Here is a 14,376-nt window from a genome sequence, read left to right as displayed (position 1 = left end):
CGCACCCGTGGAACTGGCTTGGCCAGGCCACAGGGTGCGTTCCCCTCCCGAAGGAGAGGGGGAAGGCGCGAAGCGACTGAGGGGGTACTGCATGCTAGAACGGCGGCATGCCCACGGCCGAGGCCGCGTTCTCGATGGGCACCGCGAAGCCGATGCCGATGAAGGTGCGCGCCGGGGTGGGGTTGAGGATGGCGGTGACGATGCCCACGACCTCGCCGTCGAGCGTGACCAGCGGCCCGCCGGAGTTGCCCGGGTTGGCTGCGGCGTCGAACTGGATCAGGTTGCTGAGCTGGCGCTTGCCCTCGGGCGAGGTGAATTCGCGCTTGAGGCCCGACACCACGCCGGCCGAGGCGGAGGGGCCGATGCCGAAGGGAAACCCCACGGCCACCACATGGTCGCCGGGGCGCAGGTCCTGGGTGGAGCGCAGCGGGGCGGCGAACAGGTCGTCGGGCACCTTGTGGGCCTGCAGCACGGCCAGATCGTTTTCGGGCTGTGCGCCGGTGATGCTGGCCGTGGTCTCCAGGCCGTCATGGAAGGTGATGGCGATGCGGTCGGAGCCCGCCACCACGTGCAGGTTGGTCAGGATGATGCCCTTGTCGACGATGACCACGCCGGTGCCCACGCCACGCTCGACTTCCTCCTTGCCATTCTTGCCGCGGCCGTAGCCCACGACACGCACCACCGAGGGCGAAATCGCTTCCGCCGCGCGCGCAGCGGCGGAGGGCGGGGTGGTGGTCTCCAGCGTGCGCAGCACGGCGGCATCGATGTCTTCCTGGGTGATCCTGCGGGGGGCGGGGCCCTGGTGCAGCCACAGGCTGGCGATGAGCAGGGCGCCAAGTAGCGCGATCATGGTCCACAGGCCGCGCACGTGGCGCCGGGACAGCATCGTGCCGCCCGTGGTGGCGGCAGGCGCAGGAGACGGAGGCGCAAGGGGGGCGGCTCCATCGGCATCGGCCGTGGGTGCGGGGAGCGTGGCCGCCGCTTGCGCCGGGGGGCGGCGGGCAGGGCGGGAGCTGCTGTAGAGGGCGGGCCGGGGCATCCTAGTCACCTTTTCTACTGCGCCGGGGAAAAGCGCATGGTTTTCACGTTAGCACGTATCGCGGCCGGATGCACATCCAAGGTTTCGTCAGGCATCATGGCCGGATGACCGCCTGGATCGATACGCACTGCCACCTGGATGCCCCGGAGTTCGACCCCGACCGCGACGCGGTCCGCCAGGAGGCGCGTGCACGCGGCGTCGCGCATTGCGTGATCCCGGCCGTCGAGCGCGGCAACTGGGGCACCGTGCGGGAACTGGCGCACCGGCATGGGGACAGCTATGCGCTCGGCATCCACCCCCTGTGCACGGGGCGCGCCGACGACGGGGACCTGGATCTCCTGGCGCAGGAGCTGGAGCAGCACCACGCGGACCCGCGCCTTGCCGCCATCGGCGAGATCGGTCTGGACTATTTCGTGGGCGGCCTGGACCCCGTCCGGCAGGAGCGGTTCTACCGCGCGCAGCTCCAGCTGGCGCGCCGGTTCGATCTGCCCGTGATCCTGCATGTGCGGCGTTCCGCCGACAGGCTGCTCAAGGGCTTGCGGGAGCTGCCCGTGCAGGGCGGCATCGCCCATGCCTTCAACGGCAGCCTGCAGCAGGCGCAGGCCTTCATCGGGCTGGGTTTCAAGCTGGGTTTCGGCGGCGCGATGACCTACGACCGGGCGCTGCAGCTGCGCCGCCTGGCGGCCGAGCTGCCCGGGGATGCACTGGTGCTGGAGACCGATGCGCCCGACATCCCGCCCCACTGGCTGTACACCACGGCGGCGCAGCGCGCCGAAGGCCGGCCCCAGGGCCGCAACGCGCCGGCAGAGCTGCCGCGCATCGCCCAGGCGCTGGCGCAGCTGCGGGGCCAGTCCGCGCGGATGCTCGCGCGGGCCACCACCGCGAATGCCCGCGCGGCGCTGCCCCGGATCGCGGCGCTGGTGCCGCTGGAAGCTCCAAATGAGGAGTAATTTTGGAGGTTTCGGCTGTGTGGTGCACGGTTTGCAGCTATCTTTTTTTGTGAACGCGCACAGGGGCTGGCGCGGTTTCAGTCCAGAATCGGCGCATGCCTGACGTCCATGCACCTGGTTCCATGCCCGTGCCCGCCACCACCCGGTGGCAGGGGCTGCCGCCCATCGCTGGCGAAGGGACGGTGGTGCTGATCCTGGGCAGCTTTCCGGGCGCGGCCTCGCTGCGGGCGCGCCAGTACTATGCCCATCCGCAGAACCATTTCTGGAAGATCCTGCAGGCCCTCTGGCCAGGGCACCCCCTGCTGCCCGCAGGGAGCGGCGATCCCTACGCGCAGCGCTGCGAATGGCTGCTGGCGCGGGGGCTGGGGCTGTGGGATGTCTATGAAAGCTGCGAGCGGGAAGGCAGCCTGGACACCAGCATCCGCAACGCGAAGGTCAACGACTTTGCGCGCCTGCACGGGCGCTGCCCCCGACTGGCGGCCGTGGCCCACAACGGTGCCGAAAGCTACCGGCATGCCCCGGCGGTGCTGCGAAGCCTGGGGCCGATGCGCCTGCCGCCGGTCGATGCCGTGCGCCTGCCCTCCACCAGCCCGGCCAACGCCTCCTGGAGCTTTGAACGTAAATTGGCCGCCTGGGCGGAGCTGATGGCCGCCCACGGACTGCTTTGACTGCCTGGAATGACCCGAAAAAAGAACACCACCTCCCGCGAACTGCCCGAAGTCAGCGTCTCCGACGATGGCGAGGTGCGGCACCTGCACCTGGGCACGCCCTGGATCCAGGGCTCCATGCGCGTGGCCGAGCCCTTCGAGCTGGAGCTGGAATACGTGCAGCGCATGATGGCCTGGCTGCTGTTCGCCGAGCCCTCCCAGGTGTCCAAGGGGCATGCCATGCAGTTGGGGCTGGGGGCGGGCGCCATCACCAAGTTCTGCCACAAGAAGCTGCGCATCTGCACCACGGCCATCGAGCTCAACCCCCAGGTGCTGGCGGTGTGCCGGCAGTGGTTCAAGCTGCCGCCCGACGGGCCCAAGCTGCGCGTGGTGCTGGCCGATGCCGCGCAGGAGATCAGGAACCCCATGTGGCTGGGCACGGTGGATGCGCTGGCCGTGGACCTGTATGACCACGAGGCGGCCGCGCCCGTGCTCGACAGCCCGGATTTCTACGCGGACTGCCGCGCGCTGCTGACCGATACCGGCAGCATGACCGTCAACCTGTTTGGCCGGGCCTCGAGCTACGGCCGCAGCCTGCAGAGCATGGCGACCGCTTTCGGCGAAGAGGCGCTCTGGTCGTTCAAGCCCACGCGCGAGGGCAACACCGTGGTGCTCGCGCAGCGCACGCCCACCCGCCCCAAGCGCACCGAACTGGCCGCGCGGGCCGAGGCCATCCAGGCCCGCTGGGATCTGCCCACCGCCAAGTGGCTGCGGGCCTTCAAGCCGGTGGTGGCCTGACCACCGCCGGCCCATGGCTTCATTCTGGAAAGGTTCTCGATGAAAACATCCCTTGTTTCTCCGGATGGCGTGGCGGTCCGGCCCTATGCGGGGCCGGTGGACTGGCGCCGGGTGGTGCAGTGGCTCAGCGATGACCAGGTGATCTCCCCGGAAGAGGCGCAGCGCACCATCGCGCGCTGCTCGCAGGCCGAGAGCTCGCAGCATGCGCTGGTGCGCCTGGCCAACGTGGCCATGGAGCGCGCCAGCGATGGCAAGCCGCTGGACATCGAGACCCTGTCCGAGTACCTGGCCAAGCGGGCAGGACTGCCCTACCTGCGCATCGATCCGCTCAAGGTGGACGTGGGGCGCGTGGCCGACACCATGAGCGCCACCTATGCCGAGCGCCACAAGGTGCTGCCCGTGCAGGTGACCCCCAAGGAAGTGGTGGTGGCCACCTCGGAGCCCTTCATTGACGACTGGGTCGCGGAGGTGGAGCGGCAGTCGCGGCGGACCGTGCGCCGCGTGGTGGCCAGCCCGCTGGACATCCATCGGTTCACGGCGGAGTTCTTCGCGCTGGCCAAGTCGGTGCGCGCCGCCCAGAAGGCGGGGGGCAATTCCGGGGGCAGCAGCTTCGAGCAACTGGTCGAGCTGGGCAAGAGCAACAAGCAGCTCGACGCCAATGACCAGGGCGTGGTCAAGGTCGTGGACTGGCTCTGGCAGTACGCGTTCGACCAGCGCGCCAGCGACATCCACCTGGAGCCGCGGCGCGACCAGGGGGTGATCCGGTTTCGCATCGACGGCGTGCTGCACCCCGTCTACCAGATGCCCATGGGGGTGCACAACGCCATGGTCTCGCGCATCAAGCTGCTCGGGCGCATCGACGTGGTGGAAAAGCGCCGCCCGCAGGACGGCCGCATCAAGACGCGCAACCAGCGCGGCGACGAGGTGGAAATGCGGCTGTCCACCCTGCCCACGGCGTTCGGCGAGAAGATGGTCATGCGGATCTTCGACCCGGACAACGCCGTCAAGGACCTCGATGCCCTGGGTTTTGCCCAGCACGACGCCGCCCGCTGGGAAGGGCTGGTCAAGCGCCCGCACGGCATCATCCTGGTGACCGGGCCCACCGGCTCGGGCAAGACCACCACGCTGTATTCCACGCTCAAGCGGGTGGCGACCGAGGAGGTCAACGTCAGCACGGTGGAAGACCCCATCGAAATGATCGAGCCCAGCTTCAACCAGACGCAGGTGCAGCCGCAGCTCGACTTCAACTTCGCCGAAGGCCTGCGCGCCCTGATGCGCCAGGACCCGGACATCATCATGGTGGGTGAAATCCGCGACCTGGAGACGGCCGAGATGGCCATCCAGGCGGCGCTCACGGGCCACCTGGTGTTCTCGACCCTGCACACCAACGATGCCCCGTCCGCCATCACCCGGATGATGGAGCTGGGCGTGCCGCCCTACCTCCTGAACGCCACCCTGCTCGGGGTGCTGGCGCAGCGCCTGGTGCGCACCCTGTGCAGGCAGTGCAAGCAGAAGGACGATGCGGCGGACCGCGAGACCCTGATGGCGGTGGTCAAGCCCTGGAAGCTCAGCGGCGGCTACCAGCCGTACAAGCCCGTGGGCTGCGTGGACTGCCGCATGAGCGGCTTTCGCGGCCGCATGGGCCTGTATGAGCTGCTCACGGTGAGCGAGGCGCTCAAGGAAAAGATCAACCAGGCGCCCTCCATCGACATGCTGCGCCGCCAGGCCGTGCAGGACGGCATGCGGCCGTTGCGCCTGGCGGGCGCCTTGCGGGTGGCCGAAGGCCTGACCACGCTGGACGAAGTGATCACCGCGACGCCACCCCTGGAGTGAAGTCCGCCGCGCGGGCGGGGTCTGGGCGGCCAGTCGTTACCGGATGTAGGTGGAATCCACATCCGCGCGCGCTCTGGTTGCCCCCACAATCGCGCAGTCGAGATTTCCGCCAAGGAGACAATTCGTGAAAATCAAAAGTCAAAAAGACTTCTTTGCCGGCCTCATGTTCATGGGTGTCGGTGTGGCGTTCGCGTGGGGTGCAACCACGTACAACGTCGGTAACGGTGCCCGCATGGGCCCGGGCTACTTCCCGCTGCTGCTGGGGATCCTGCTGGCCATCATCGGCAGCGCGATCACCTTCAAGGCCACCACGGTGGAAACCCAGGATGGCGACAAGATCGGAAAGTGGGCCTGGAAGCCGCTGTTCTTCATCCTGGCCGCCAACTTCGCGTTCGGCATCCTGCTGGGCGGCCTGCCGAGCCTGGGCATTCCGGCCATGGGCCTCATCGTGGGCATCTACGCGCTGACCTTCATCTCCAGCCTGGCTGGCAATGAGTTCAACGCCAAGGCGGTGTTCGTGCTGGCCACGGTCTTGGCTGTCGGCAGTTACGTGGCATTCGTCTGGGCGCTCAAGCTGCAGTTCCCTGTGTGGCCGAGTTTCATCACGGGTTGAGCAGGAGCACCGACCATGGATTTGATTAACAACCTCTCGCTCGGTTTTGGCGTGGCCTTCACGTTCCAGAACCTGATCTACTGTTTCATCGGCTGCCTGCTGGGCACGCTGATCGGCGTGCTGCCCGGCATCGGCCCCGTGGCCACCATTGCCATGCTGCTGCCCGCCACCTATGCACTGCCTCCCGTGGCTGCGCTGATCATGCTGGCCGGCATCTACTACGGCGCCCAGTACGGCGGCTCCACCACCGCCATCCTGGTGAACCTGCCGGGTGAATCGTCCTCGGTGGTGACCGTGATCGATGGCTACCAGATGGCGCGCAAGGGCCGAGCGGGGCCGGCGCTTGCGGCGGCCGGGCTGGGCTCGTTCTTCGCCGGCTGCGTGGGCACGCTGATCCTGGCGGCCTTCGCGCCCCCGCTGACCGAAGTGGCCTTCAAGTTCGGCCCCGCCGAATACTTCTCGCTGATGGTGCTGGGCCTGATCGGTGCCGTGGTGCTGGCCTCGGGTTCGCTGCTCAAGGCCGTGGCCATGATCGTGCTGGGCCTGCTGATGGGCCTGGTGGGTACCGACGTGAACTCGGGCGTGGCCCGCTTCAGCTTCGACATCCCTGAACTGACCGACGGCATCGGCTTCGTGACCATCGCCATGGGCGTGTTCGGCTACGGCGAAATCATTGCCAACCTCTCGCGCCCCGATGACGAGCGCGAAGTGTTCACTGCCAAGGTCGAGGGCCTGTTCCCCACCAAGGAAGACTTCAAGCGCATGATTCCTGCCGTGCTGCGCGGCACGGCACTGGGCGCGGCGCTGGGCATCCTGCCCGGTGGCGGTGCGCTGCTGGCGGCGTTTGCGGCCTACACGGTCGAGAAGAAGACCAAGCTCAAGCCCGGTGAAGTCCCCTTCGGCCAAGGCAACATCCGTGGCGTAGCGGCTCCCGAGTCGGCCAACAACGCCGGTTCGCAGACCTCCTTCATCCCGCTGCTGACGCTCGGTATCCCTCCCAACGCCGTGATGGCGCTGATGGTGGGCGCGATGACCATCCACAACATCCAGCCTGGTCCCCAGGTGATGACCAGCAACCCCGAACTGTTCTGGGGCCTGATCGCTTCGATGTGGATCGGCAACGCCATGCTGGTGATCCTGAACCTGCCCCTGATCGGCATCTGGATCAAGCTGCTGACCGTGCCGTACCGCTGGCTGTACCCCTCCATCGTGCTGTTCTGCGCGGTGGGCGTGTATTCCACCAACAACAACACCTTCGACATCTGGATGGTGGGTGCATTCGGCCTGATCGGCTACATCTTCCACAAGCTGGGCACGGAACCGGCACCCTTGCTGCTCGGGTTCATCCTGGGCCCGATGATGGAAGAGAACCTGCGCCGTGCGCTGCTGCTGTCGCGTGGCGACTGGAGCGTGTTCGTCACGCGTCCGCTGTCGGCCGGCCTGCTCGCTGCCGCTGCACTGCTGCTCGTCATCGTGCTGCTGCCTTCGGTGAAGAACAAGCGCGAGGAAGCGTTCGTGGAAGACTGATCGCACCTCTTTTTCCATCCGACTCCAGAACAGCGGCACCTTCGGGTGCCGTTGTTTTTTGGAGAGCCCGGGGGCCTGCGCATCCTCGGCGCCAGTGGACAATCGCGGGCAGAGGTCCGCATGTCCACTCCATTCCATCTGCCGCAGCATCCCCACCGGGCGATGCTGCACAACGAAATCCACGCCCGCCCGCCCGAGGCCATGACGGCCCCCCTGGCCATCGCGCACATCGTGATGCTGGCCGATGCGGCCGGGCGCGAAGCGAGCCGGGCCCATGTCGCCGCCCTCCTGCGCGACCACCACATGGCCCTGCCCGATGCGCACACCACCCACCTGCGCATGGACCTGGGCGCCTACCGCATGCGGTGGGAACTGCACACCGAGTTCGTCTCCTGGACTTTCATGGTGCCCGCGACGGCGGATGCCTTCGGCGAGCGGGAGCCCTCCAGCGCGGTGGATGCCGTGCCCCGCGAGTGGCTGGCGGCCCTGCCGGGGCAATGCCTGTGCAGCCTGAATCTCTGGGTGCTGCCCACGCACACCTTTGGCTCGGGCTCGCTGGTCAAGCACGTGCTGCACGAGGACACGCTGGTGGCCTCCACCGTGGCCGACGGGCATGGCGAGGTCTACACCGACTTCGCCATCCATGCCGACGGTTTCTCGCGCATGGTGCTGCTCGCGGGGGGCATGACGCAGCGCCGCCTGGGGCGGCTGGTGCAGCGCCTGCTCGAAATTGAGACCTACCGCATGGCGGCCCTGCTGGGCCTGCCCGCGGCGCGCGAGGCGGCCAGCGTGCTGGCGTTCGCCGAGCGTGAGCTGGCCGAGCTGGCCGACGCCATCCGCACCGCCAACCGCGATGCCGAGCCCGTGCTGCTGGACCGCCTGACCCGGCTGGCCGGGCAGGTGGAAAGCCAGTACGCCGCCACGCACTCGCGTTTCTCGGCCAGCAGTGCCTACTTCGAGCTGCTGGACCGCCGCATCGAGGACATCGCCGAATCGCGCCTGGCGGGCATGCAGACCATCCGCGAGTTCATGGACCGGCGCCTCACGCCCGCGCGCAGCACCTGCGAGTGGGCGACCCGCCGGCAGGATGCGCTGTCGCAGCGCGTCTCGCGCATGAGCAACCTTCTGCGCACCCGGGTGGAGATCGAGCAGCAGCAAAGCAGCCAGGCGCTGCTGACCACCATGAACCACCGCCAGGACCTGCAGCTCCAGATGCAGTCCACGGTGGAAGGCCTCTCGGTGGCGGCGATCACGTACTACATCGTTGGCCTGGTGAGCTACCTGGCCAAGGGAGCGCAGAAGCTGGGCTGGCCGCTTTCCCCCGAGACGACGGCCGCCATTGCGATTCCGGTGGTGGCCGTGGGCGTCTGGTGGTCTCTGCGAAGGCTGCACCACAAGGTGTTCCGCAAGCGCCATTGAAGCCGCGCAGGGGGGGCGGGGCGCAGCCGCCGGCAGCGGCAGATAATGGCCCGATGCCGTTCAGCTACACCTCTTCCTATGCCAGCACCCGCCTGCCGGTGTTTGCGCGCAATGTCGTTTCCACGTCCCACCCGCTGGCTGCCCAGGCGGGCTTGCGCATGCTGCAGCAGGGCGGCAATGCCGTCGATGCGGCCGTGGCGGCGGCCGCTGCCATGACGATCTGCGAGCCCGTGAGCAATGGCCTGGGCAGCGATGCGTTCTGCATCCTCTGGGACGGGCAGGCCTTGCAGGGGCTCAACGCCTCGGGCCGCGCGCCCGCCGCCTGGACGCCCGGGTACTTTCACAGCCGCTACGGCAGGGGGCAGGCGACGCCGCCCCGGCGCGGCATGGATGCCGTCACCGTGCCGGGCGCCGTCAGCGCCTGGGTGGCCCTGTCCGAGCGCTTTGGCAAGCTGCCTTTTGCCGACCTGATGGAGCCCGCCGCCGAGATCGCCGAGCGCGGCTACCTGGTGCCGGTGGTGGTGCAGCAGAAATGGGCCGCCGCCGTGCCCGAGCTGCAGTCGCAGCCAGGGTTTGCGCGGAGCTTCATGCCCTGGGGGCGCGCGCCGCGGGTGGGTGAGCTGTTCCAGTTCGCGGCGGCTGCTCGTGCCTTGCGCGCCATCGGCGCCACGCGGGGGCAGGCGTTCTACACGGGCGAAATCGCCCAGGCGCTGGTGGCCTTCTCGCAGGCCCAGGGCGGCAGCCTGGCGCTGGCGGATCTGGCGGCGCACCGGCCCGAATGGGTCACCCCCATGGCCCGCAACTACCGGGGCCACACGCTGCACGAGATTCCGCCCAACGGGCAGGGCATCGCCGCCCTCATCGCGCTGGGCATCCTCGACCAGTTCGATCTGGCGGGCCTGCCCGTGGATGGCACTGCGTCCCAGCACCTGCAGATCGAGGCGATGAAACTCGCGTTCGCCGATGTGTACCGCTACGTGGCCGAGCCATCGTCCATGGAGGTGACACCCGCCCAAATGCTCGATGACGCGTACCTGGCATCCCGTGCCAAACTGATCGACATGAACCAGGCGCAGGATTTCGGGGCGGGCAATCCGGCAAAGGGCGGCACGATCTACCTGACCGCGGCCGACGAGAACGGCATGATGGTGAGCTTCATCCAGAGCAACTACATGGGCTTTGGCTCGGGTTGCGTGGAGCCCACGTTCGGCATCAGTCTGCAGAACCGGGGCCAGGCGTTCAGCACCGACCCCGATGGCCCCAATTCCGCCAATCTGGTGGCGCCGGGCAAGCGGCCGTTTCATACCATCATCCCCGCCTTCCTGACACAGAACGGCCAGCCCGTGATGAGCTACGGCGTGATGGGGGCCAACATGCAGCCCCAGGGCCACCTGCAGACCCTGGTGCGCATGCTGGACTATGGCCAGAACCCGCAGGCGGCCTGTGATGCGCCGCGCTGGCGCTTCAACGAAGGGCTGTCGATCAACGTCGAGGCCGCCATGCCCGCCGCCACGGTGCAGGGGCTGCTCGGCCTGGGGCACCAGATGGAGGTGCTGCAGGACTCCTACCAGGACTTCGGTGCCGGCCAGTTCATCTGGCGCATGGGCGACCCCAAGGTGCAGGGCTACCTGGCCGCCAGCGATCCGCGCCGCGATGGCCAGGTGGCCGGCTATTGATGAGATTTGAGAAAAAAGTGCCTCCAGCCCAATCAGTACAAGCGCTAGCAGCTAGAAAAAATGTAGCAACCGGCCTGTTGCTCGCCCTGCTGGGCTCCATCGCCTTCAGCGGCAAGGCCATCATCGTCAAGCTCGCGTACCGCTACGGAGTGGACGCGGTCACGCTCATCATGTACCGCATGCTGTTTGCGCTGCCCATCTTCGCCGTGATGGCCTGGTGGGCCAGCCGGGGCAAGCCGCCCCTGTCGCGCAAGGACTGGCTGGGCGTGCTGGGCCTGGGGCTCACGGGCTACTACCTGGCGAGCTTTCTGGACTTCGCGGGGCTGGCCTACATCAGCGCCAGCCTGGAGCGCCTCATCCTGTACCTGAACCCCACGCTGGTGGTGATGCTCGGCTGGGTGCTGTACCGGCGCGGCATCCACTGGGGCCAGGCCGTGGGCATGCTGATCAGCTACTGCGGCGTGGTGCTGGTGTTCGGCCACGAGGCCAACCTGCAGGGCGCCGATGCGGCCTGGGGCACCCTGCTGGTGTTCCTGAGCGCGGTGAGCTATGCCATCTACCTGGTCTACAGCGGCGAGCTGGTGCGGCGCCTGGGGTCCTTGCGGCTGGTGGGGCTGGCCACCACGGTGGCGTGCCTGTGCTGCCTGCTGCAGTTCGTGGTGCTGCGGCCCTTCAGCGCGGCCGTGGTGGCGCCCGAGGTGATCTGGCTGTCGGTGCTCAACGCCACGCTGTGCACGGCCGCGCCCGTGCTCATGGTGATGATGGCGATCGAGCGCGTGGGCGCCGGCATGACCGCGCAGACCGGCATGGTGGGGCCGCTGTCCACCATCCTCATGGGTGTCTGGATCCTGGGCGAACCCTTCACGGTGTGGGTGGCCGCGGGCACGGCGCTGGTTATCGCCGGCATTTTCGTGTTCACGCAGCTCGCGCGCCGCCAGCAGGCCTGATGAAGGTCCTTGCCGTGGTGCTCCGAATGCCACGCCATACGGCCGGGGGGAGGGGCGCTGTCGGGCATGAAAAAGGGCAGCGCGCGCTGCCCTTTTTTCTTGTTGTCCCGCCGCGTGGGCACGCCTTTTGGGCGCCCCGGGCACCGCTCCGCTACGAGGTCTTTTTCCGCGCGGGCGGCGCGGCCTTGCGGGCAGGCGCCGCCGCCGGATTCACCGCGCCTGGCGCCGCGGCGGCGGGGCCGGAGGCCGCCGAAGGCTGGGGGTTGAGGCGCTGCGCCACCGTGACGGGCGCCACGCCCATGAAGCCATCCAGGTTCTTGCCCATGGCCAGCTCCAGCTGCTCCAGCCGTGCCTGGGCGGGCGGATGGGTGGCCAGGGCCAGCGTGAACATGGGGTTGTCGGGCGCGGCCGTGCGCAGCTGCTGCAGCACCGCCACCAGCCCATACGGATCGAAGCCCGCGCGCGTGGCCAGGGCCACGCCGGTGCGGTCCGCGTCGTACTCGTCGGCCTGGTCCAGGCCGCGCGCATACAGGTTGCGGCCCAGGGCGAGGAACTGCGAGGCCACCAGGTTCCCCACGGCGTTGGTCTTGATCTGCGACGCCACCAGCTGCGTGAACATGCCGGACTGCGCGGTCTTGCGCATGGCGTGCAGGTGGTGCCTGGCGGTGACGTGCGTGATTTCGTGGGCGAGGATGCCCGCCAGTTCGGCCTCGTCCGCGCAGCGGTCGATCAGCCCCTTGGTCACGAACACGTAGCCCCCCGGCGCGGCGAATGCGTTGTACCCGGGATCGTCCAGCACGACGAAGGTCCAGGGAAGCTGGGGGCGCTCGGACTGCAGGCTGATCCAGCGCCCGAGGTTGTTCACATAGCGCTGCAGGGCCATGTCCGGGTGCAGTGGTTTGCTGCCCAGCAGCACGGCGGCGAGCTGGCGGCCGATTTCAATCTCTTTCGGCTCGTCGATGCTCTCCACCGAGCGCGTGAGCAGGCTGATGAGGTCGTCGCCCCGGGCGGCATTGCCGCCGCCGCCGGTGACAGCGCCCAGCAGGCCGCCACCGCTGCTGCTGGTGCCTCCACCCAGCGAGTTGAGCAGGTTCATCACGTTCTGGGCATGGCCGCAGACCGGCACCAGGGTGAGCGCCAGGGCGGCGCACGCAGCGGCCAGCGGCCGCGTGCAGGCAGGGGAAAAGGGCAGTCGCATGGCGGCTTTCCTCAGTTGGGGCTGAAGTTGGGGTCGGAAGGATTGGCCGAGGAGCCCGTGGCTCCCGGGCTGCCGCTGGAGGACGGACGCTGGGGCGCCGCCAGTGGCGGCACGGCGCGTGGCTGCAGGGAGGCGGTGGTCGCGAACTGGCGTGCCTGGTCCGCATTCACCCGCAGGCCCTCCGCCTGGCCGACGGCGGCCGGGTTGGGCTGCGCGTTGGCGATGTCTTCGGCGCCCAGGCCGCGGATGCCCACGGTGGATGTGGCCGTGGTCGTGGGGCCGCTGTTGCCGCCGAACAGACCGCCCAGGCCCCGCAGGCCGCTCGTGGCCGCGTTGCTGGAAGGTGCGGCCGAGCCCGACTGCGGACCCAGGTCGAACATGTGCACCCAGCCCGTCGCGCCCTGCGGCGTGCTCACCCGGGTCCAGGGGCCCTTGCGCTCGTTGCTGCGGGTGACCACGGTGTTGGCCTCCAGGGGCGCCACGCTCGCGCCAGTGTCGGCGGGGGTGTCGCGCAGTTGCGTGGCGCGCTTGACCACGGCGGACTCCTGCGCTTGCGCGCCCAGGGGCGCCAATGCGGCCAATGCCAGCCAGGCGGCAAGGGCTCCGCGGTGCAGCCAGTTCATCTTGCAACTCTCCACGTATGATGGTTTTCAAAGGCCGCAGGGTGCAGCCGTCAGAACCGGAGATTGTTATGGATTTGGGTATCGCAGGCAAATGGGCGCTGGTGTGCGGCGCGAGCAAGGGCCTGGGCTATGGCTGTGCACTGGCCCTGGTGCGCGAGGGCGTCAATGTGGTCATCAACGCCCGCAATGCGGACGCCCTCGATCAGGCTGCTACTCAATTGATAGCTGAAGCCGCACAGTGTTCTAGCGCTGGCGGGCAGAATCAGCCAAAGCCACGGGTGCTGGCCGTGGCCGCCGACATCACCACCGCCGCCGGACGGGAGGCCGTGTTCTCCGTGGCCGGCGGGCCAGGGCGTGACTTCGACATCGTGGTGACCAATGCCGGCGGCCCCCCCACGGGCGACTTCCGCGAGTGGGACCGGGACGCATGGATCAAGGCCGTGGACGCCAACATGCTCACGCCCATCGAACTGATCAAGGCCACGGTGGACGGCATGGCCGCACGGGGCTTTGGCCGCGTCGTCAATATTACTTCCAGCGCCGTGAAGGCGCCCATCGACATCCTGGGCCTGTCCAACGGCGCGCGCAGCGGGCTCACCGGCTTCGTGGCCGGCGTCTCGCGCAGCAAGATCGCCGCGCGCGGCGTGACCATCAACAACCTGCTGCCCGGCAAGTTCGACACCGACCGGCTCGCCGCCACCGTGAACGCGGCCGCCAGCAAGGCCGGCAAGAGCGTGGACGACGTGCGCAGCGCCCAGCAGGCGCAGATTCCGGCCGGGCGCTACGGCACGGCCCAGGAGTTCGGAGCCATCTGCGCGTTCTTGTGCAGCCAGCAGGCGGGCTACATGACGGGGCAGAACGTGCTGGCGGACGGCGGCGCCTACCCGGGCACTTTCTGACCTTCTGATCCGGGCGGCGGCGCAGGCGCCTGCCTGAGCCTGCGCGTCGAAAACGCTGCTGGCGCGCCCGGGCTGCGTGCTGGGGAGGCGGCGCGGGGTGCTTTCCGGCCACCCGCGGGCGGTGGGTTCTTGTGCGCGCGGCAGGTTCTGCGGTGGTACCTCGTGGCATTTTGCCGACAGCTTTTCCTCCGGGTGGAAAAACTTGGT

The 14,376-nt window shown here is 68.5% G+C and carries 13 protein-coding genes; 10 read left to right on the top strand and 3 right to left on the bottom strand.

Annotated features, from left to right (window positions below):
• Positions 1-94 precede the first annotated feature (94 nt).
• Positions 95-1,039, bottom strand: a complete 945-nt coding sequence (locus AC3RCE_RS19365) for a S1C family serine protease (protein ID WP_492253722.1) — start codon at positions 1,037-1,039, stop codon at positions 95-97.
• A gap of 104 nt (positions 1,040-1,143) precedes the next feature.
• Between AC3RCE_RS19365 and AC3RCE_RS19360 the strand changes: the two genes are divergently transcribed.
• The 9 genes from AC3RCE_RS19360 (at position 1,144) to AC3RCE_RS19320 (ending at position 11,449) form a co-directional block, all read left to right on the top strand.
• On the top strand, positions 1,144-1,989 hold the full coding sequence (locus AC3RCE_RS19360) for a TatD family hydrolase (protein ID WP_492253721.1): 846 nt from the start codon (positions 1,144-1,146) through the stop codon (positions 1,987-1,989).
• A 95-nt stretch (positions 1,990-2,084) separates the two neighbouring features.
• The gene (locus AC3RCE_RS19355; RefSeq protein ID WP_492253720.1) at positions 2,085-2,657 is read left to right on the top strand and encodes a DNA-deoxyinosine glycosylase; all 573 of its coding nucleotides are present in this window, start codon (positions 2,085-2,087) and stop codon (positions 2,655-2,657) included.
• Between the two features lie 9 nt (positions 2,658-2,666).
• A complete protein-coding gene (locus AC3RCE_RS19350) occupies positions 2,667-3,434 on the top strand; it encodes a class I SAM-dependent methyltransferase (RefSeq protein WP_492253719.1) in 768 nt (255 codons plus the stop codon).
• A gap of 39 nt (positions 3,435-3,473) precedes the next feature.
• On the top strand, positions 3,474-5,267 hold the full coding sequence (gene tfpB, locus AC3RCE_RS19345; RefSeq protein WP_218295763.1) for a type IV pilus assembly ATPase TfpB: 1,794 nt from the start codon (positions 3,474-3,476) through the stop codon (positions 5,265-5,267).
• Between the two features lie 124 nt (positions 5,268-5,391).
• Positions 5,392-5,880: a tripartite tricarboxylate transporter TctB family protein gene (locus AC3RCE_RS19340; protein ID WP_218339992.1), complete on the top strand. Its 489-nt coding sequence runs from the start codon at positions 5,392-5,394 to the stop codon at positions 5,878-5,880.
• 15 nt (positions 5,881-5,895) lie between these two features.
• Positions 5,896-7,407: a tripartite tricarboxylate transporter permease gene (locus tag AC3RCE_RS19335; RefSeq protein WP_218339994.1), complete on the top strand. Its 1,512-nt coding sequence runs from the start codon at positions 5,896-5,898 to the stop codon at positions 7,405-7,407.
• 162 nt (positions 7,408-7,569) lie between these two features.
• Entirely contained in the window at positions 7,570-8,826 is a 1,257-nt protein-coding gene (locus AC3RCE_RS19330; protein ID WP_492255412.1) for a DUF3422 family protein, read from the top strand.
• 53 nt (positions 8,827-8,879) lie between these two features.
• Entirely contained in the window at positions 8,880-10,502 is a 1,623-nt protein-coding gene (locus tag AC3RCE_RS19325) for a gamma-glutamyltransferase family protein (protein WP_218339996.1), read from the top strand.
• Positions 10,502-11,449, top strand: a complete 948-nt coding sequence (locus AC3RCE_RS19320; RefSeq protein WP_218295758.1) for a DMT family transporter — start codon at positions 10,502-10,504, stop codon at positions 11,447-11,449. Before AC3RCE_RS19325 ends, AC3RCE_RS19320 begins: the two co-directional genes overlap by 1 nt.
• Before the next feature lie 151 nt (positions 11,450-11,600).
• Here the strand turns inward: AC3RCE_RS19320 and AC3RCE_RS19315 are convergent, their stop codons facing one another.
• Together AC3RCE_RS19315 and AC3RCE_RS19310 are read right to left on the bottom strand one after the other, a co-directional pair.
• Entirely contained in the window at positions 11,601-12,647 is a 1,047-nt protein-coding gene (locus tag AC3RCE_RS19315) for a M48 family metalloprotease (protein ID WP_492253718.1), read from the bottom strand.
• 11 nt (positions 12,648-12,658) lie between these two features.
• Positions 12,659-13,270, bottom strand: coding sequence for an SH3 domain-containing protein (locus AC3RCE_RS19310; RefSeq protein ID WP_218295756.1), 612 nt, complete (start codon positions 13,268-13,270; stop codon positions 12,659-12,661).
• 68 nt (positions 13,271-13,338) lie between these two features.
• On the opposite strand from AC3RCE_RS19310, the gene AC3RCE_RS19305 reads away from it, so the two are divergent.
• Complete coding sequence (locus AC3RCE_RS19305; protein WP_492253717.1) at positions 13,339-14,169, top strand: SDR family oxidoreductase; 831 nt, start codon at positions 13,339-13,341, stop codon at positions 14,167-14,169.
• Positions 14,170-14,376 lie beyond the last annotated feature (207 nt).

Source organism: Acidovorax sp. GW823-FHT05D11, from assembly GCF_058795695.1.
Note: the sequence above shows the minus strand (reverse complement) of the source record. Positions and strands in the feature narration are given on the sequence as shown.

Bases quoted from the DNA above. Each gene is read 5' to 3' on its own strand.
- AC3RCE_RS19365 (WP_492253722.1), bottom strand. From the start codon at position 1,039: ATGCCCCGGCCCGCCCTCTACAGCAGCTCCCGCCCTGCCCGCCGCCCC.
- AC3RCE_RS19360 (WP_492253721.1), top strand. From the start codon at position 1,144: ATGACCGCCTGGATCGATACGCACTGCCACCTGGATGCCCCGGAGTTC.
- AC3RCE_RS19355 (WP_492253720.1), top strand. From the start codon at position 2,085: ATGCCTGACGTCCATGCACCTGGTTCCATGCCCGTGCCCGCCACCACC.
- AC3RCE_RS19350 (WP_492253719.1), top strand. From the start codon at position 2,667: ATGACCCGAAAAAAGAACACCACCTCCCGCGAACTGCCCGAAGTCAGC.
- tfpB (WP_218295763.1), top strand. From the start codon at position 3,474: ATGAAAACATCCCTTGTTTCTCCGGATGGCGTGGCGGTCCGGCCCTAT.
- AC3RCE_RS19335 (WP_218339994.1), top strand. From the start codon at position 5,896: ATGGATTTGATTAACAACCTCTCGCTCGGTTTTGGCGTGGCCTTCACG.
- AC3RCE_RS19330 (WP_492255412.1), top strand. From the start codon at position 7,570: ATGCTGCACAACGAAATCCACGCCCGCCCGCCCGAGGCCATGACGGCC.
- AC3RCE_RS19325 (WP_218339996.1), top strand. From the start codon at position 8,880: ATGCCGTTCAGCTACACCTCTTCCTATGCCAGCACCCGCCTGCCGGTG.
- AC3RCE_RS19320 (WP_218295758.1), top strand. From the start codon at position 10,502: ATGAGATTTGAGAAAAAAGTGCCTCCAGCCCAATCAGTACAAGCGCTA.
- AC3RCE_RS19315 (WP_492253718.1), bottom strand. From the start codon at position 12,647: ATGCGACTGCCCTTTTCCCCTGCCTGCACGCGGCCGCTGGCCGCTGCG.
- AC3RCE_RS19310 (WP_218295756.1), bottom strand. From the start codon at position 13,270: ATGAACTGGCTGCACCGCGGAGCCCTTGCCGCCTGGCTGGCATTGGCC.
- AC3RCE_RS19305 (WP_492253717.1), top strand. From the start codon at position 13,339: ATGGATTTGGGTATCGCAGGCAAATGGGCGCTGGTGTGCGGCGCGAGC.